This is a genomic window from Paenibacillus sp. FSL R7-0652, assembly GCF_038595045.1.
Taxonomy (GTDB): Bacteria; Bacillota; Bacilli; order Paenibacillales; family Paenibacillaceae; genus Paenibacillus.
In genome coordinates, this window is record NZ_CP152001.1 from 4,363,464 (window position 1) to 4,382,131 (window position 18,668).

Consider the following 18,668-nt stretch of genomic DNA (forward strand, 5'->3'; position numbering starts at 1 on the left):
GTCCCTTTCGCTCTACAAGGGTGCCTGTATTACAAGTCAAACACTTTGGATTAGAAGCAATTTATGTCTGACTTCCGGATAACACAAGAGGTACCATGTAATCCTTAATTAATTCATTCACAAAAACGGATTTTTCGCGTTCTGGTGCAACAATAAATAGTTCGTTTTCTGTACGAGTCAGTGCAACATAAAACAATCGTCGTTCTTCAGCAAATGCTAAAGTGTCAGGTGCTGTCAATACCCATTGTAGGACAGGATCATCTGACATACGATTTGGAAAACCCAATACAGCATTTCGACCATTAATTACAATCACATTCTGGGCTTCTAATCCTTTAGATTTATGTGCAGACATAAAACTAAGCTTAAGAGATGGATATTTCTCGGATTTTATTAGGTGCTTATTTACATCTACGTTAAAGCCGCGATGACCATCCAGTTGTTTGATGTCCATATTGTTTCTTCCTAGCAATATGATAGTACTATTGACTCCGTATTTTTGGACTATACTTTCAATGATCGCTTCAACTACATCTCCCATGTTATCTGAGAATGAATGTATCTGAATTGGCTGCGGGCTTGATTTTCCGGATTTAAGTTTTTTAGTCAATTGCTTCTTATTTCACATCACGAACTGACTAGCAATGTCTATGAGTTCTTGCGAGTTTCTGTAGGTCCGTTCAATTTTCATGGTTTCATGAACACCAAAATATTCTCCGAATCGTGTAAACAAATCTAGATCACTACCTGCGAGTCGATAAATGGACTGTCAGTCATCTCCTACGCACATAACCTTTGCACCAGTTTTATCTTTTATCGCCTTCACAAGTCCAAATCTACTTTTCGAAATATCCTGGTATTCGTCAATGATGATATATCTATAATTGAAATTTGATTCCGGCAAGCGAGCAATTCTGGTCGCCTCGTTAATCATATCGTTAAAATCAATTTTTCGGTCTTTAGCTATAGATGCTTGGTAAAATTCATAAATAGGACGAACAATTTCGAAAAACAACTCGGTCCGTTTACGAAGTTATTTTCGGATATACGGTTTTCATGCTTTAAACGATCGAGATCAGTGTTGGAATACCCACTCGATTTGAATAAATTGATAAAACTGCAAATCAGTTTTACAAACTCTTCAAACTGCTGTTATTCTGTCTCGAGCAAAGAAGTTCATACAAATCAAGTGCATTAACTTCATTGAATTCAACTCCATGTTCTTGTAAATTCTCACTTAGTTTCGAAAGCATTATGCCGTTTGTATTGTAAAAAGAATTTAGTAAACAACTTCTTTAGCCACGAAGGGGGAAATCCCTTTATGCTGAGATGATTTACAGCAGCTCCATTTTTATATTTCTCAATGAAACTGAAAATTGCTGAAATAATGTGTAGGTCACTCAACATCAATCTGAATGCGATTTTCTAAGATAATATCCTCAGCCCATTTAATTACATCTGGGTTAGAAGATACTAATAGTTCCTGTTGTGTTCTACCCGTGAAATTTATACTCAAGTTTCCATCAGGTAGTAGTCCTAAATCAACTTTTGCTTTAAAAGGCTCCCTCCCGAAAAAACTTGGGAGCTGCCATTTCTGTTTACTTTCACCTTCTCTAGTCAACACTAGACTCTGGTTAAAATAAAAAGTGCCCCCTTGACCAACGTAGATCCTGTTTTTCGTATGTGCATATTCCGCACGTTGAACAACATGAGGATGCTGAGAGAGATAATTTGGGATTTTGGTCGTTGGATCATTCATATCGAATACTTCCTCAATTTTTAAAAACCCGTAAATAATATGTTGATCCCTAGCAACCTTTATATAACTATATTTTCCATTCATCTTAATAATAGGTCTAAACCATCCAAAAAATAAAAACAAATCACCTTGCCCAACATCCTCGTTTTGAAGCCGGCTTTCTGAACTTCCAGCTTGTCCAAATGCTGCTTTCCAATTCTCCATTCGTCCTGTTCTAGCCCAATAATTCAAATCAGGATCTAGGTGACATTCTGTAAATTGTTTAATTCCAACTCCCTTCATTACATCTAATAAAGATTCATTGGAGCTAAATTGAATGTCACGATAAAAAATGTTTGACTCAACTCTCGGTATAGGTATGGAGTATAGCCGATCATTGTAAACAAAACTTGGTTTGCCGCCTGAAGATGCATCAAAACCTTTTCGACTTATGATAATCTTTTTGATATTAACATCTCCTTATTTCACACAAGAAAATAAAGCACCAAAAGGCGCTTTATTTAACTCAAATGAATTTTGAATCTCTCCAGCGTCTGCGAACATAATCATTAAAATCATACTTACCAAGATCCATATGATCAACATGATCTGTGATAATAATCTGAGGACGGAAGCCCGCAGCTTCATTAATTAATTCTATTTCATCCAATATTGCAATATACATGTTCTCCACTGTGACTACTTCTTTATCTTTTGAATTCAACATTTGTTGCGTTTCCGTGAAATTGATATAATCCGTTTTTAACGGAGGAAAATACACTTGACTAGGTTGGTCAATAAACAAAAATGAAGGTAGTATAGAAGTTTTTTGAACTGCAAAATAATGTAGTAACGATAAAAATAAACTTAAATGACACGAAAGCCAATTCGCACCGCTACCCATTTCGCTAAGATAAACATTTGTTTTATTAATTTTGTCCTCATGATATAAATTGAAGGTATCGAGTTCGAATTTTATTTTCGTAGGTCGGTACTCTTCTTCAAAATCAAGTTTCTCAATGATTCGATTAATATTACCATTGATAAACGTCATTGCCTCGGCTTCATAGAATTTCACATTATAGGCTTTTATCTTATTTTTAATAAATGAAATATCTGAATCATAGTCAGATTCTGCTAATTGAGCTAAAGTGCTTCGCTGACTTTCCACAATTTCACAATCAGAGTCAATTTTAGCTTTATAATAGATGATTTGTTCATCCAAGCGTTTATTGTCCTTAAGACCTTTAAAAATACCTTCTGTCCTCTCAATTTCCCGAGTCAAATCCTTAATCTCATCAGTTAGAGATCTTTTATTATGATTCAAATGATTAAGTTCGGCAAAAAACGAAAGATTCTGTTCTCCTACACCTTGAATTTCATTTTGAAGCCATTTTTTTGATTTATTTAAGTCATTCATTTTTTCGTTTAATTTTTCATGAGGCTTACCACAAAGAGGACAAACATATTCGCCAATTTCAGGCTTTGAGTATTCCCCTCTCTCATCTAATCTCTTTAAGTTTTCTTGATAGCTGTCACCATAATTCCGACTCAACTCTAAATTTTTCACAGTCAAATCCAAATCATGCTTTTCACGTCTTTTTAATTCCAAACGCTCTTTCAATGCAAAATAACGAACTTCCATTTCTTCAGATAAGTAACTTTCTCTAGTGAAATCAGGTAATTTCTTTCTTAATTGAAGCAGTATATGAATAGGTGTGTTTTCATCTAGTTCTTTACCTAATAAAGCGTAGTAACTTATAAAACTCTTAATCAGTCTACCTCGCAATCTTTCTACAGCATTGTTATAACTCATCTTATCACGTTCATTGCGTTTCTTGTTTTTCTCTAATTCATCTAATTGAATTAATAGTGAATAGTATTCTTGATCAACCCAACCAGCAAAAATAGGAAATTGCTTAATAACATCTTCTTTTTTGTAATAGTCATCAAATCGATAGAACAAAGCAAATTTGTTCGCAATTAAATTCTGGTGCTGAAATAAATAAGATGTCATATTTCGGACGGAGGGGCGCCCTTCTTTTTTATTAGTGTTATCTGACATGTCCGTAATTTCCATTCCAAATGCGGCTTCAAGTTCTTTTTTCGCTTGGTCAACAGTAATCATTGTTTCTTCAGTGAAAAGCTCAAGTTTAATATCATTAATATCAAACGTTTTGGTTCTAATTACGTACATCTGCTTTCGACCATTATCCTCAAAACTTTTTCTACCTACAATAAGGTTCAAAGTTCCTATCCGAAATACAGTAACGAAAAATTCTGTGAAATTTGTAATGATACCCTTTGGAATATAACTTCGCGAACTCCCCATACAATAATCTATAATTTCTAAAAGCGCACTCTTTCCGCTTTTTGACTCACCTGTGATTATGTTTAAACCCGAAGTGAACTCCACTTCTTTTCGTTCGCCCTCTTTACTTAGGACACAAATTGCCTTTATATACGAATTCAAAGGGTCCTCACCCCTAACTTTCTAAAAATATCAACATAATTTGTTCTAGCAAAAATGACGCCTAAATAGTGCGCTGCTCTCATGTAATATCTTATGTCAGCAACTTTTATCTTTTCATAATTAACCTTGCTTAGTAATGAGACCTCTTTACTAATAGAAATTTTGCCCTCATTTACTGCAACAATAATAGCTTCATCAGTAAGTTCTTTAAAAAAAGAATATCTTTCTTGAATTCCACCTAACAGAACTCGTTGATTTACATCTTTTAAATACATCGAAAATATAGAACTTTTCTTAGTCGCACTAAAAAGAAACTCTCGAGAAGGTTTATAAAAGATAATAGGAAAGACTAAATAAAGTAGATGGTACTCTGCTTTCTTCCCTTTATATCCGTTCAAAAAATGTTGTAATAACAAGCTTAAAAAGAAAGGATTTAGGGATAACGTTTGAATTGAATGTAGGTTATTATCTTTTATTTTTTCAGATTCCATATCAATTTCCCTTCATCAACGATAGAGTGAACAATGCCTTGCTGAAAGAAGTCACGATTAGGATTAATTGTCCCAAATGGCATAGCTTCTAGTAACATGACCTCATCGAAGAAATCTTGTGACACTGCAGTGTAATTGTCCAACTTGCAACGCCTTCTCAATGACTTCCTCATGCGCTGTAGACGTTTGTTCAAATCACTTTTGTATTCAATAACATCGTTCAAATATATTGGATCATCATTAAAGTGATCTATATAAGTTTGATTCATTCTCCAGTAGTTCACAATTGCTTCTTCAACTTCATCCTCGCATTCAATATCCAAAATCTCTTTAACGAAATCTTTATCCATATAGCTACTTACATTACTAGGTGCTTCATTAGAATACGTTCCTGGAAGGGGACGTGAACCACTAGCCTGTTTATCACGAATGGAAGTGGCGTGTGTTTTGTACTCATCGTGTGATATCTCCCACTTCCCATTGTTTTCAACAGGTCTCATTAGAATGGAGCCTAATAACTCATATATAAATGAATCTTCATCTCCGCTCTTGATTAAGCTAAATGAAGGATGTTGCTTTATTTTATCTTTCCTTTTTGTTATATCTTTTTCATTAAGTTGCAGCTCAAGTTTAGCCAAAGTTTTCAGGATAACCGTATTTTCGACTGAAAAAATTTCATTATAGAACTTTCTAAAGCTTTCTTCTTTCTTCTTTTGCTCATCGCCTTCATCCTTAATTATTTTGAACCTTTGCTCTTCATTTAACTCATTCCATTGATGAAATATGGAATCCTCGCTGGTCATAGATGTAGAAACGAGAATAAGCCTTTTAAACTTATCCATATTTTGATGATTAATTACCCAGTTTTTTAACGATTTCCAAAAATCTGAATTTCTGCTCGATAAATTATGCTCATCTTGGTGATGTTTAATCTCCATGTTCGCAGAATTAGATTCAGAACTTATAGCAATATCTCCAAACCTTTCGACATGAATAATCTCCCCAGGCTTTAAATCTAGGCAATGTTCAAGCACAATCAAGTAATGAAATATATCTCCAAGTTTTGTTTTGGTATCGTCGTTTTTTTGCAAATTCAGGAATCTCACCTCTTATCTCTAATCCAATACTGTCACTTTTGTTTCTTGTATTTTTCCAACTAGATCAAATATACTAATTTTCACTATCGTATGTTGTCGAATCCTGTTGTCGAACTAACAATTATTAAAAAGTTAATCTGACTATACTAAACTACAACGTTTTTGACTGTAATGATTTGGTTACTCATGCTACACTATCGTTAAATAAACAAAAGGACGTGGCATAGGTTAATGTTTAATAAAATTAGCCCTAAAAAGAAAAATAAAGTAGGAGATCAATCCTACGGAAATTTTGAGACGTCTAGTTCTATAGAAGGGGCACAATATACCAAATATAGAAATGACAAAGGCGGAGGAGGATTTGCCGCTGAAGATGCAAACGTTCTTTCTGATCGGATGAAAGCTAAAAAAGTAGAGACGGTGGGAACCAATAATGCTAAAAATGGGGCCGATCGAATAAGCAATGGTGAGCAAATTCAAACTAAATATTATAGTTCTGGAAAATCATCAGTTGATGCTGCTTTCGATAGTCAAACCGGGTTGTATAGATACAAAAAACAAATACTTGAGGTACCCAAAGATCAATACGAGGAAGCGTTAGCACGTTTTGAAGAAAAGATAAAAGAGGGCAAAGTACCCCATGTAACCGATCCCAAACAAGCTAAAAAGTTACTCAGACAGGGTAGCGTTACATATAAACAAGCAAGAAATATTGCTAAAGCAGGAAACATAGATTCTTTGTGGTTTGACCTTAAATCACAAAGTATTGTGACAACAAAGACTGTAGGGATTAGTTTTATCATCCAATATGCATGCAACAGGTGGAATGGTCAAAATAACAAAACAGCACTCAAAATTTCACTTTTGGGTTCACTACGTACAGGTGGATTGACTTTAAGTCTTGGTATTTTTACTAGACAGTTTTTAAGAACAGGTATGGGTAGGAGTTTTACGGTCTTCACAACATCAATGTCCAAACAAATTGTTAATTCATTGTATAAAACAAAAATCGGGAAGGACATCGTCCATAAATTAGCATCAGCTATCTTAGGAAAGGAAGTTGTTGGTGCTGCTGCAAAATCTGCTTTAACCAAATCGTTACGAACAAATATTTTGACCACTGCGATTACAACAGCAGCATTTACAGTACCTGATTTGTATCGTGCATCTATAAGCAAAAGAATCTCTTGGACACAGTTCTCAAAAAACGCAACTGTTAATGTTGCTAGTGCAGGAGCAGGTTTAGCAGGTGGTTACGGAGGAACTCTCGGAGGAGCTAAATTAGGTGCAGTAATAGGAAGTTTTTTCGCACCTGGCCCAGGTTCAGCCATAGGAGCCGGCATAGGAGCAACAGTAGGTTTGATAGCTGGCGGTATTGCAGGAGGAGCATTAGGCGCACAAGGTACTAAACTACTGTTGGATCAATTTGCCCAAGACGATGCAAAGAAAATGCTTGAACTTGTCCAAGATGCTATTACAGAGTTAGCTGAAGACTACTTGTGTACAGAAGATGAATTGGACCTCATTGTTAAAGAGCATATTGAAAAAAGTATTTCAATTGATTGGTTACGTGATATGTACGCAGAAGGTAAGACATTAAACAATAAGGAACTATCTCAAAAATCTTTTGCCTATCATACGTTTGAACCATTTTTTACGGAAGCTGCACACAGGAGAGAATTAGTACATTTACCTACTAACCGAGAGATCAAACGTGCCCATCGTAAAATGAAGTTATCCTTTTTCTTGGAATTTACGAAATATAAACTTTTTATATTATTAGGCATTCGAACCGAGTTAAAAGAACTTTTATAAATAGTAATATACTCTTATATTTCATATGTAAAACAAGCGCCAATGGCGCTTGTTTTATTCAGCATGCTGTCTGAGCAAGTGGACGTCTCTCATCGCGAATGGATTTAGATCCTTACCATCATTAATGTGGCTGATACGTTCATAGGCTCTTGCCAAATCAACCAGCTTAATACATTCTGCATCTCGAGACAGCGCGTTTTTAGCAGCTTCACGAAGCAATAAATATGATAGAGTGCATAGCTCCGTTTGACGCGTACATGAATCGTTCACAGCACTCTTCATCCATTATGTATGATTCGGTCCATGCTCATTTAGCTTAATGGAAGAAAGCATAGTCTCAAATGGGATGTGAAACATGATCTTTACCCCATCTTACGTTTCCCTAAAAATTCGGTTTATATTTTTCTCGTTGATCATTTACTATGATTTATTGATATTCTAAATTCATATATAATTGCTACAGTGCGTTACTTTGAATACCCACTTGGTTCGTTTACTATTTTAAATTTGTAAGATTAGCATATCTCTGCTCGAAAATATAATTCAGGAGGAGTCTGCATGTTTAAACCGTATGAAGAATGTTTCTGTGAATCAGGGAAGAAATTTAAGTTTTGCTGTGGGAATGTAAAGAAGACCGATGAGAAAGTAATTACATTTCAAACTTATGAATATCGCGAAATGGAAAAAGTATTAACAAATGCGAAAAAAAATCATAATTATATATGTCTATATCCGGGTTGTGAAGAAAGAGCAATTTCATCACACTCAATACAAGAAAATAGATTCTTAGATAAATTATCTTCAAATGGACATGTATTCCAAGTAGATATGAACTTAAAAACTAAAGTTGCATATATTAATCTAGAAGATAAGGGATTAGTAAGGATGCATCCACATTTCATGGATTCTGTTCAAAACATGATCGAGATGTTTTTTTTAATATTGAGAGAAAGAATGAAATTTTCTCAACCCCTGAGCAGTTTTTTTTATTTGCCTACAGAGCATTATCTCAAGGACTTTTCACTTCCCAGGAAATGTATTATATGAATGTTATTGCAGCTAGGAAAAAACCCTTAGTGGTAAAAACTCCTTTGTTTTACCAGAAAGTCATGGAGAAAAAGTACATAAGAAAGTCCTTTCAAGTGTATAAAGATTTATTTGATCAAATGCTACTTACATCTGATTTTAAAAAATTAGAAACTGTTAAATTCACACTTCACAAAAAAGCAGACGTTGCTATATCTTCCTGTTTCACTTTACCTTTTGATATTTTTGGAGAGCAGCTTTCTCACAAAGAAGAACCTAAAAAGATAATGCTGACCGTCTGCTCCGAAAATGGTTAAACGTTTATTCTTATTAGCTGGCTTAAATCAGAGTCTCATTATTTCCAACCGCTCAAGGCTCAGTTGGCATTGTTAGACGAAGAACATCTAACTATATTTGTTAATAACATTATCCCAATGTATTGCGAAAATTACTTTATAAGTGCAAAGCTTTGGGAAAATTTTAGTCAAGATGCCAAAAATGAATTTTTAATAATCAATAAATGGGGTTTGAGCTACGAACTACTACGTAATCTTCAAAGCAAACGTAGTTATAGTTTCTTTTACAATGATCTAGAGATCCCGACCCTAAATAATCACACACACATCGTTCCCATGAAATAATTTAAAGAAGTAAAAACAAAAATAGGCTTTTTTTGTTTTTACTTCTTGATTAGTATCAGCTAGTCAGTTTCTCAAAGACGAAATCAATCATCTGTCTGCACATATCACCAGCTGCAACTTCCGACCGTTAGTTAAATCTGCATAAGATGTACTTATCATATATTGCTGCTTATCAACAATTCAGGAAATTTAACTCGCTCTTTATCATTAACAAAGAAAAAGAATAAAGAATAAGCCTGATGTATCAAGCTTTTTCCTAGTGTTCATTATCATTTCCTTTGTATTTTATCATTTCATGTGGGCAATTCAGTAATATCAACGCTCATATGTTCAGTAAGCATTAGGGTTACATCCACTTTCACTTTGCTCCACAATAGTGTCATTTTATGAAGGTAACCCCTTACCGAATAATCTACCGTTAAACTCAGCTCAGATCTCTTTTCATCTATGATTTTAATATGATGTTGCTTTAAACTTTGTTTTGATTTGTACATCTCTACAGCAATTTTCTTTTGAGTACCGTCCAAGTAGTCAACATACACAGATTTCATTTTGAAGTTTGAAGCGTATATTTTATGCTTATCTACCTCCAGAGCATCTAAAAGATAAGGGAGCTCTACCACCCTCTTCACGAGTGAAAGTTCCTCAGAAGTCTGTTGCACTTTATACGCCTCCTTCTTCAAGTTTTACAGTGACCAATTGATCAAAATCAACCCATTCAAATCCATTCTCCATTTCAATTTTGATTTTCTTTCCAAAGGTACTGACTGAAGTGACGATCCCGTGTATATACCGATTGCCCCACTCATGAAACACTTCAAAGGTGGCTTGCAATGTATAAGTGAGCGACATATCTATATGTTGAGCAATAATATCCCACTCATCTTCATGGATCAGCGGTTTCGTTTGATAATGAACTTGAGTACGATGCTGTATAATCCGTTCTTTATGTTGAGGAAGCATCATTCGGCTCGATTCCCATAATCCATTGGCCTCCAGTTTTTTGCTCATTTATAATGACCCCCAATTTTAGATGCTCGATCTATCGCTTGGCCAGCAGCCGTAATGGAGCTCGCTCGTAGGATGGCAATGTCGCCAAATCGATCCTTAATGTCGTCCATCACCTGATCAATGGCTCGTTTCTGCTCTTGATCATCAAAAAACGATAGTTGATATGTATCCGCATTGGATAATTGAGACAGGGATACGCCTACACGGCGTACAGGTTGCCCATCCCAGTGTTGATGGAATATGCGTTTGGCTATCTTGCATATATCAACGGTTATATTTGTAGGATCAGACAGTTTAATCTGCCTGTGAAAACCAGTGGGGTGGTCAAAATCCGCTCCAGACACACTTACGGATACGACACTACCCATCAGTCCCTTTTTGCGGGCTCTTCTGCATACTTCTGTGCAGATATCGAGAATAACCACTTCGACCTCACAAGCCTCTGTGAAATCTCTATGCAGGGTCATTCCGTTTGCGATATCTTTTTGTGTACTGTGCGTGTTGACGGTTACCGGCGAATTGTCGAGTCCATTTGCAACTCGCCAGATGACTTCTCCATTAACACCCCACTTACTTCTTAATTTGGAAAGAGGCGTACTCGCCAGGTCTCTAATGGTTCGGATGCCCATCTTCCACAGATGTTTTTCCATTCTTGAGCCAATCCCCCACATATCGCGAATGGGCTTATCTCCAATGTGGAGGTGCAATTCCTCTTTCTTTAAGTGGAAAATGCCACCCTCTGCTTTTTTAGCAATCATATCGCAGCACAATTTACTTATGATTTTGTTTTCACCAATGCCAGCTCTCGCGTATACGCCTGTTTCATTATAGATTTTGGCTTGAATTTGCTTGGCTAAATCGATTGGATCATTACCAAATAGATGCATAGACCCAGTAAAATCAGCGAATAATTCGTCTATACTGTACGGTTCAACGAGATCGGTGAACTCCTCAATAATGGACATGATTTGAGTGGAGACTTCGATGTATAATTGCATGTGTGGTCTCACAAGGATCAGTTCAGGGCACTTCTGAAGGGACTGCCAGAGTGGTTCCGCGGTTGATACACCCTTAGCTTTGGCTAATGGACAAGCGGCAAGAATAATTCCAGAACGTCTTGCTGGATCGCCTGCGACGGCGAGTGGTCTATTTTTGTATTGAGGCATTTTTGCCTTTTCGACTGAAGCATAAAACGACTGCATATCGATGAGCATAATGGTTCGTTGCTTAGTTAACACTGAAATCACTCCTGTACATTTAAGAACGTATATTTGTATATATTATAAACAGAACATATGTTCTTTATGCAAGAGGTAAATATTTATATTAGGCATACGAAGAAGTCATGGATTCAAATCATACTAAGTCATGCCAGCTTCTCCATCATTTGAACTCCCATCTGAACCAGAGTTTTCATTCTGTAAAAATGTAAATGCAAGTATTGTATTTTAATCGGTCAATCGTAGTCTTGGTGGTACCAAAACTACCGCCTCATGAACAGCGGTCGTATTCCTGATACTAGTCAATATTAAATTCTTCATCAGTCTCATAAGTTGAAAAAACAATGAGGGCATTGATGCCACCAGACTTGCTGCCAATTTGAATATGTACTACGAGAAACAAACTGGTTTCCATTAATGTTGTATGTCGTGTTACATAAGGTGCATTTGAACGCTTGTATTGGAAGTGGCTGAACTTTGAGTATCTCCCCATCGATCTGATTAATGTATTTTGCAAGACTAATATCGAAATTTAAACGAGGTGAACCTTGGAATTTAAGGTGTCTTCCATTCTGTCTTTTTTATTTTTGATTCCAAGTTTGCTGATACCTTAGAATTTGATTCTTTTCTTCCTGCTGGGGATTATTTATCACTCCATTGTCGTGGTAGCTATGAACAAAGTTATGAAAGAGTTATGGAAGTTGTTAAGTATGCCGAAGAGAATGATTTTTCCCTTTTAGGAGAGTCTTTCGAAGTTTACGAAATTAATAATCGTCATACTATGATGTCAGAGCAATACTTGACTGAGATTCCAATTAGGGTTTAAATGGCCGAGAGATTGATAAACTTTTATGCTTAACATCCAATGAATTCGAAAAAAACCTGGATTCCTGACACAGGTCTGTAAAACTGGTGGAAAATAGACAAGTATATTATCTATTGAGAAATCCTCCTGATCAGACTGAAGTTCAGATGTGTTCCCTTTCCCATCCACATGTTTGACATAGAACAGTGCATCGTATACATCTTCTAATCCTGCCATTTCTTCAGAGATTGTAATGTGCATTTCAAGGACATCGGAAGCAAAAACTCTCATAACTTCGTGTGAAATTGTTTCACCGTTACTATAGCATGCGAGAGTTTCCAAAGCAGATCTCTTTTGTCTTACATGCATACAGCAGTTCCAAGAAGTTCCCTCCAAAAATTTAATACATAATTATGTCCCACGCGTATTAAACCGTATACCTTCCCATCTGATGAGAGGTATATCCGGGTTTCTTCCTACCTACGCACCAAATCCAATACTCCCTTGCCTTCAACTGAATTGTGCTCCAAGTCGGACTTTCACGGCGCAAAGAAGCCTCCGAACCGGACCGGAGGCTTCTTCGTCTTTTGATGTTGAGTTTGCGAACGTGTTCGTGGGGACTTTTTTTCTTAGCTACGATGAGCTGATAAGCAATTGCGATATCCCCTCTGAAAAAGATCACTAAGTGGTTTCCACTGCGTTCTGTCCGATAACATAAAAAGCCGCTAAAATAGCGACTTCAATTAGATGGTGTGTTCTTATCCCTCTACAACTCAGCTTCTCAATCAAGAAGGCTTAAACTTAATGAATTGATGCGTTCAGTGGCAGTTATGAAAATATTTTATCTATTTTGATAAATTATATACTGTTATTTTGCCTGCGAGCTTGAAATTCTTCAAATTTACTAGTCAAGACATAGATGTAGTCGCAGATAGCTATTGAGAAGTCGAGCAAATCTCGAGCATCTTCTTTCGTTATCTCTACCTCCGTGGCATGAGCCCCCATGTTTCTATGTATACGTAAGGCTTCTCCCCATTCGAATATTCTGTTGTCAATAATCTGAGTATCTAATAATTCCTTCAATCCATCGGCAAGATTTCTACCCGTTACCTGCTTATCTTTGCAAATCGCTTCTAGTACTCTCCCACACATTACAACACAAGCCAAATAAGCTTTTCCTATAAAGCACTTTTCAGACTCATCCAGTGAAATAGACACTAAAGCAGGTAAATTTTCAGTAAAGTTTTCTTTGCGGAGAAGGCCATACTCTAACTGATCTCCCCCAATCCATGTTATTGTTGAAATATACCAAGCGCTGCCGAGCCACAATCGCCTCTCCACATCTTGGGCACGCTAGTAAGAGAATTTTTTCTTCAGGAACTTCTTCAGCATGACTGAACACTTCCCCCTTTTCCAATGCATCAACTGTAACATCACAATACGAGCAATCAATGACCATTTACGCTCATCCTTTCATGTGAATCATGTTCCAAACTGTAGTTCTCATTAGAAATTTCTTTTTAAGACGCTGGAACAAACTAAACTTAATTATGATAGAAAAATACCACATAATTTTACTCATTCCTTAAATCCTCCAAGTTATAAGTTGAAACACTATTCAATATTAATCATTAAATAATTCGGGATACATTTTTACAATATCTGTATTTAAAGCGCGTGCTTCAGTTCTTTTGTTCTTTGTAATAGAAATAACTTTTTCAAGTCCTTCTTCTTCTTGGAACGATTTATATGTGCTTTTAACAGCAATTTCAAGGTATTGTTTCTTTAATAATTTTATTTCATTTTCAAGCCTTTTAATCTGCTCTTCTTTTAAAGAAAGATTCGAAGCTAAGTCTTGACTTTGCTTTTGAATGGAATCGTGAGCCTTCGCCTTTTGATACAGAGCATTTAACATCTCATTAAAATGAGATAATGCGTTAATGAGACCCGTCTTGTTGTTCCAATGGTTCTCGACAAGTTTAACGATATTGGGTAATGGTAACCCCGTTTCGATTGTTGTAGACTCCGGTAAGTCAGTTTGGTTGAGCTTTGCTATCTGTTCTGACATTCTTCTTGTCCAAATGAATCGATTTATTCCAGTTTCTCTTTCCAAAATCGATGGATTGATTTTCTTCCCTGGATTTTTTGTAATAAATTCTAGCAAGCTGTCCCTTAATTGCTTATCCGTATATTTTGGTGGTGCACCCTTTTTCACAATTCATCCTCCAGAAGATAAGAATCAACCACGGCCTTCTGATCCATCAATCTTCTCAGTTCGTTAGAAGATGCGGATAACTTTTCTTGGCCCGTTTGCTGATAGATTAACATTTCAAAATCATAATGCATAGATTTTGTAACATATCGTATAAGATCTAATTGTTCATTTAACCTCCTTTCCAACACATCTGAGCAATCCTTCAACCAAGCTAAGCCCTTTTGCTCAACTTCTGGTGAAAAATAATAAAATTTGCAATAGCGACAATCCCCCACTTGACATCGGGTAGGGTGATCCGTACAATACCCATGTTCAACCCGATGTATTTCTTGAAAATCACTAACTTGGTAAATTTTACTCTTGGCAAGAACAGCCTGAGTTCCAGCATTCCAATTCGGCCTCTGTACATTGTTCCGTTTTAAACGGTGCATTTGCGCATTATAATGGACAAAAGACTGTGCGAAATGATCCAAATGCTTATGGTAGTGTAATTGAGTTTCTACCTGGCGATGTCCTCCCATACGAGCAATGGTTAACATATTAAATCCTTGCAACATCATATTGCAGAAGGCGAAATGTCTGGTGTCCCCAGGCTTTATTTTTTCTAAATCGCCGTATTTAGGTTTAATGAAATCATCATAAAATCGATCTATTATATTGCTGAATTGAGCATTTTTTATTCTCAGCCGCTCTTTTCCCTTTGTATTCTTTATAACAAACTTCCTATACGCCTGATAAGAATTTAAATAGGGCGATTCACTTGCATAAGCTGATGTTAGTTCTTTGTACTCCTCAATTAGATCAAAAACTTCTTGATTTATTTGAATCGTATCTGTAATCTCAATGCTGTTAACACGAAACGATGTATTCTTTTTTCGTGGTAAAACCATCCAATACCTACCTTCATTGTCTATCATTGTGCAATCCCTTCGCAATGAATAAAACTCGGTTGGACGCATAGGAATAATGCGGGTAATCCTCCACCACAATAGAAGCGGATAATACTGCATTTTTTTCTCGGATGAACTATTAGTTTTGAAAAGTTCATTCAATACAGAATCGAAAATTAGAATATCATGATAATTAGGTAAACCACGTACATTGAAGACTTTCGTATTAAATCTTGTACACAATTCAATATAAACATCTGAATGAGGAAGATTGTAAAAAACAAGGAATTCTTTAATGGAGATGGCCATGTTAAACTTCTTAGTTTCTCCGAATTGATTTAATTTATCTTCTAAATGTAGAAGTTTGTTCTTTCGAAATCCTTTAGTAATTCGCATAGCCTCTTTTATTGTTCTCACATTCTTCTGAACCGTTGCAATCAAAATACCATTAAATAATTTTTGTAAAGAGAAGCATTTTAGAACCATATTAATTTCACCATAAATTTCGCAATCAAACTTTAAATAATAATCGTGTTCTTCTCCTTCAAATTTCCATAAATATTCCTCAAACTCACCTGCTGACACTATCCCATTGTGCTTCATTTCTTGAAACATTTCTTTGTAAATATATATTTCCTTGAAATTAAAGTTAATATATTCAATAGATTCTAAAATATGTTTTTCCGTTAACTCCTCTATAATTTTCCTTCTCTGTAATGGAGTATATATTTTATTCATAGGATTCCTCACTGATTTGATTTTGAATAACACGTATTTTTTGCTTCACCTTATCAAGATCAATAAAAGATTGAACATATGTCTTACCAAATTGTTGAACCGCCTGACTTAAGAGATCAAGAATTTGAAACAAGAATTTACTATCTCGAATACGAATGGCTGGATAGTTACTACTTTGAATAGAGGAGATTAATCGCTCAAGCTCATGATTAATAGAGATAAGAATGTAAACTTTCGGAATAGAGTTTTCACAATGTAAGCACGTCGTAGCCGTTGGATTTTGACATTTAGGATAGGTTACGCATTGCACATGTTGGAGCTTAGCAGGCATCTCTCCTTTATATATTTTCAGCAATAAAGTGCTTAGTTCTTTTTCCGTTAGATTTGATAATCGTAGAGCCAAAGAGTTTTTATGATTCTGCTGTTGTGCTAAGAAATGACCCATTTGTTCCATTTGAAATGGACTAAATTCACTACGTATTTGTTCAATTAATGTGGTGCCTTGCTCTAGATCTAGCACAGTTCCTTCTGGCATTGAAAGGGTAATGAGATGTTGATATAACCAACCAAAGTGCCCCCGATTAAACAAGTTTAGACTGACTTGTTGTATAGAACCATCTTTGTTCATTGATTGAATGTAGGTTGCAGTTACATCTAAATCCACATGCCCCCTAAGTTTTTGAGCCAATTCATAAGCGATATTTGCACTTTCATTTTTTTCAACGACGCTGTAGAAGAAGTATGTTAGGAGCGTTCTATTCATTTTTCTACTTTTAAAATCTAAAAGATCCATACGCTCACTGAAAAATGAACTAAAATGAGGGTGCTTTTCAAATTGAATAAACCTTCTTTGACCAATCCTCATTAACTGCTGATCTTTCGCATTTCTGCGATGGATTTCGGAGATTACTAGAACAGTAGCTGTCGGAATAACCATGTCCTGATTCACTAAAAAATGTCCAAGAGCGCCGGTTTTGCTAATATACATTCTCTCCATTCGTTTATAAAGATGGTTAATGATTTTCTGTGCCTGACCCATAGACATCTTTACCTTGATTTGATCGAAGGTAGTGATACTACAAAGCTCCAATGTAACATTTGGAAGTTTAACAATATCTGATGGTCTCCAGGCATCAATTACATGCATTAATACATATAACCATGTCACAGCATAATCCCTACTCTGAATAGCTTGATGTACATGGAGATCAATATTTTTAACATAATTATAATAACCTAAAAACTGTTCTGGACTATACACTTCTGTTTGCTCTCCAGACAGAGCAGTCACTGCATATTTTTTTGAAAATGAACAGAGCCCTTTACCTGTACAATACTCCAAAAAGTAAATAAGAGTACTTAAATCATAAATCTTCATCGCAGGATTTTGCAGAATATCTTCTAACTGATCTACATCTAATAAGAACACTTCGGTTTCCAGTAGCTTAAGTAGTCGCTCTAATGTTTTGGCATATTCTAAAGCCCTATTATGGATTGTTTTTTTGCTTGCTTGGCTACTATTTATTTTTAATATTACAAACTCACGATAGAGATTCACAGTTTCCCGTAGCTTATCGGGCAATTCCATTTTAGACACCTTATACTCAAAAAGTTTGATCGGTGAAGATAGTTCTTTCATTTCTTGTATTATTTTACGTTTACTATTAATAAATTTAATGGATTCCTCTATAGGAACTATCCAATCTGTACGATTTTTTTTTCCTTTTGGTATCACTCCTTCTCGAATTTGTTTAGAAATCCACTTTACTGAAACCCCCAGTTCTTTAGCGATATCAGAGGCATATACATGATTACGTTTCAACTCATTAAATTGAATTAACGCCTCGATAGGAATAATCCAACCCGCTTGATGATAAGCAATCTTCTGTTTTTTGGCACCTAAGAAACCCCCGTTTTGTGCCAATGCTGTAGCAACCTCTTTACTTACGGAAAGATACTCTGCAGCTTGAGAAATGGTCATATATCCCTCAGGTGGTAAAATTGATTTCAGATAATTTTCAGCGCATTCCTTTCTAATATAACGAACGCCATTTATGACTTCGATTTCAGATAAAACATTTTTTAATATCAACTTTACAATCCATGAATAGCTTACAGATAAATAATCAGCTGCTTCTGGAATAGAAAGAAAACCTTCGGGTGAAGCGAGTCTGTTTACATATTGGACTAATGAATCGGAGGGAACTATCCAAGTACCCCTATGTTTTTTTGCACCATTGAAAATTCCTCTTACTGCAAGTCTACTAACCCATAATCTTGTAAGTTCAAGTCGTTCAGCAATTTCTTCAAGCGTTAAATAACCATCTGGAATTTTATTTAAAGACAACTTGTAATTTTCTACAGATAACAAAGGAATTTGCCACGAACGACCACGTTTTATTGCCCCAGGAAAAGCATTGTTTTTAACTAAGGTATTTACAGTCTTATAGCTCTTCCCTATAATCTCCATGACCTCACTAAGATTTAAATAAGTCATTTTCCCTCTCC

The 18,668-nt window shown here is 35.7% G+C and carries 15 protein-coding genes; 3 read left to right on the plus strand and 12 right to left on the minus strand.

The annotated features are described in order from the left end of the window. Positions 1-61: 61 nt before the first annotated feature. From MKY97_RS19190 to MKY97_RS19210, 5 genes are all read right to left on the minus strand, one after another. Complete coding sequence (locus tag MKY97_RS19190; protein ID WP_342551902.1) at positions 62-454, minus strand: 3'-5' exonuclease; 393 nt, start codon at positions 452-454, stop codon at positions 62-64. 942 nt (positions 455-1,396) lie between these two features. Further along, on the minus strand, positions 1,397-2,206 hold the full coding sequence (locus tag MKY97_RS19195) for a hypothetical protein (protein ID WP_342556390.1): 810 nt from the start codon (positions 2,204-2,206) through the stop codon (positions 1,397-1,399). Between the two features lie 58 nt (positions 2,207-2,264). Next, entirely contained in the window at positions 2,265-4,211 is a 1,947-nt protein-coding gene (locus tag MKY97_RS19200; RefSeq protein ID WP_342551903.1) for a DUF3732 domain-containing protein, read from the minus strand. Beyond that, the gene (locus MKY97_RS19205; RefSeq protein WP_342551904.1) at positions 4,208-4,702 is read right to left on the minus strand and encodes a three component ABC system middle component; all 495 of its coding nucleotides are present in this window, start codon (positions 4,700-4,702) and stop codon (positions 4,208-4,210) included. The genes MKY97_RS19200 and MKY97_RS19205 overlap by 4 nt, the downstream gene beginning before the upstream one ends. Further along, entirely contained in the window at positions 4,684-5,793 is a 1,110-nt protein-coding gene (locus MKY97_RS19210) for a hypothetical protein (RefSeq protein WP_342551905.1), read from the minus strand. The genes MKY97_RS19205 and MKY97_RS19210 overlap by 19 nt, the downstream gene beginning before the upstream one ends. A 237-nt stretch (positions 5,794-6,030) precedes the next feature. Here MKY97_RS19210 and MKY97_RS19215 point away from each other — a divergent pair, with 237 nt between their 5' ends. From MKY97_RS19215 to MKY97_RS19225, 3 genes are all read left to right on the plus strand, one after another. Beyond that, positions 6,031-7,614: a hypothetical protein gene (locus tag MKY97_RS19215; protein WP_342551906.1), complete on the plus strand. Its 1,584-nt coding sequence runs from the start codon at positions 6,031-6,033 to the stop codon at positions 7,612-7,614. A gap of 558 nt (positions 7,615-8,172) precedes the next feature. After that, a complete protein-coding gene (locus MKY97_RS19220; protein WP_342551907.1) occupies positions 8,173-8,661 on the plus strand; it encodes a hypothetical protein in 489 nt (162 codons plus the stop codon). Beyond that, positions 8,658-8,957, plus strand: coding sequence for a hypothetical protein (locus tag MKY97_RS19225; protein ID WP_342551908.1), 300 nt, complete (start codon positions 8,658-8,660; stop codon positions 8,955-8,957). The genes MKY97_RS19220 and MKY97_RS19225 overlap by 4 nt, the downstream gene beginning before the upstream one ends. 617 nt (positions 8,958-9,574) lie before the next feature. On the opposite strand, the gene MKY97_RS19230 is transcribed toward MKY97_RS19225, so the two are convergent. From MKY97_RS19230 to MKY97_RS19260, 7 genes are all read right to left on the minus strand, one after another. Then, a complete protein-coding gene (locus tag MKY97_RS19230) occupies positions 9,575-9,943 on the minus strand; it encodes a hypothetical protein (protein ID WP_342551909.1) in 369 nt (122 codons plus the stop codon). Position 9,944: 1 nt separating this feature from the next. Next, positions 9,945-10,292 (minus strand): YolD-like family protein, encoded by a 348-nt coding sequence (locus tag MKY97_RS19235; RefSeq protein ID WP_342551910.1) that lies wholly within the window; start codon positions 10,290-10,292, stop codon positions 9,945-9,947. Next, entirely contained in the window at positions 10,289-11,506 is a 1,218-nt protein-coding gene (locus MKY97_RS19240; RefSeq protein ID WP_342556391.1) for a DNA polymerase IV, read from the minus strand. The genes MKY97_RS19235 and MKY97_RS19240 overlap by 4 nt, the downstream gene beginning before the upstream one ends. 1,669 nt (positions 11,507-13,175) lie before the next feature. Continuing rightward, on the minus strand, positions 13,176-13,646 hold the full coding sequence (locus MKY97_RS19245) for a DUF4145 domain-containing protein (protein ID WP_342551911.1): 471 nt from the start codon (positions 13,644-13,646) through the stop codon (positions 13,176-13,178). Between the two features lie 295 nt (positions 13,647-13,941). Further along, positions 13,942-14,532, minus strand: coding sequence for a hypothetical protein (locus tag MKY97_RS19250; protein ID WP_342551912.1), 591 nt, complete (start codon positions 14,530-14,532; stop codon positions 13,942-13,944). Beyond that, positions 14,529-16,160 (minus strand): tyrosine-type recombinase/integrase, encoded by a 1,632-nt coding sequence (locus MKY97_RS19255; RefSeq protein WP_342551913.1) that lies wholly within the window; start codon positions 16,158-16,160, stop codon positions 14,529-14,531. Before MKY97_RS19255 ends, MKY97_RS19250 begins: the two co-directional genes overlap by 4 nt. Next, a complete protein-coding gene (locus MKY97_RS19260) occupies positions 16,153-18,657 on the minus strand; it encodes a helix-turn-helix domain-containing protein (protein WP_342551914.1) in 2,505 nt (834 codons plus the stop codon). Before MKY97_RS19260 ends, MKY97_RS19255 begins: the two co-directional genes overlap by 8 nt. Positions 18,658-18,668 lie beyond the last annotated feature (11 nt).

Coding starts and splice junctions, on each gene's coding strand:
- MKY97_RS19190 (WP_342551902.1), bottom strand. CDS start 454: ATGGACATCAAACAACTGGATGGTCATCGCGGCTTTAACGTAGATGTA.
- MKY97_RS19205 (WP_342551904.1), bottom strand. CDS start 4,702: ATGGAATCTGAAAAAATAAAAGATAATAACCTACATTCAATTCAAACG.
- MKY97_RS19215 (WP_342551906.1), top strand. CDS start 6,031: ATGTTTAATAAAATTAGCCCTAAAAAGAAAAATAAAGTAGGAGATCAA.
- MKY97_RS19220 (WP_342551907.1), top strand. CDS start 8,173: ATGTTTAAACCGTATGAAGAATGTTTCTGTGAATCAGGGAAGAAATTT.
- MKY97_RS19225 (WP_342551908.1), top strand. CDS start 8,658: ATGAATGTTATTGCAGCTAGGAAAAAACCCTTAGTGGTAAAAACTCCT.
- MKY97_RS19235 (WP_342551910.1), bottom strand. CDS start 10,292: ATGAGCAAAAAACTGGAGGCCAATGGATTATGGGAATCGAGCCGAATG.
- MKY97_RS19240 (WP_342556391.1), bottom strand. CDS start 11,506: ATGCTCATCGATATGCAGTCGTTTTATGCTTCAGTCGAAAAGGCAAAA.
- MKY97_RS19255 (WP_342551913.1), bottom strand. CDS start 16,160: ATGAATAAAATATATACTCCATTACAGAGAAGGAAAATTATAGAGGAG.
- MKY97_RS19260 (WP_342551914.1), bottom strand. CDS start 18,657: ATGACTTATTTAAATCTTAGTGAGGTCATGGAGATTATAGGGAAGAGC.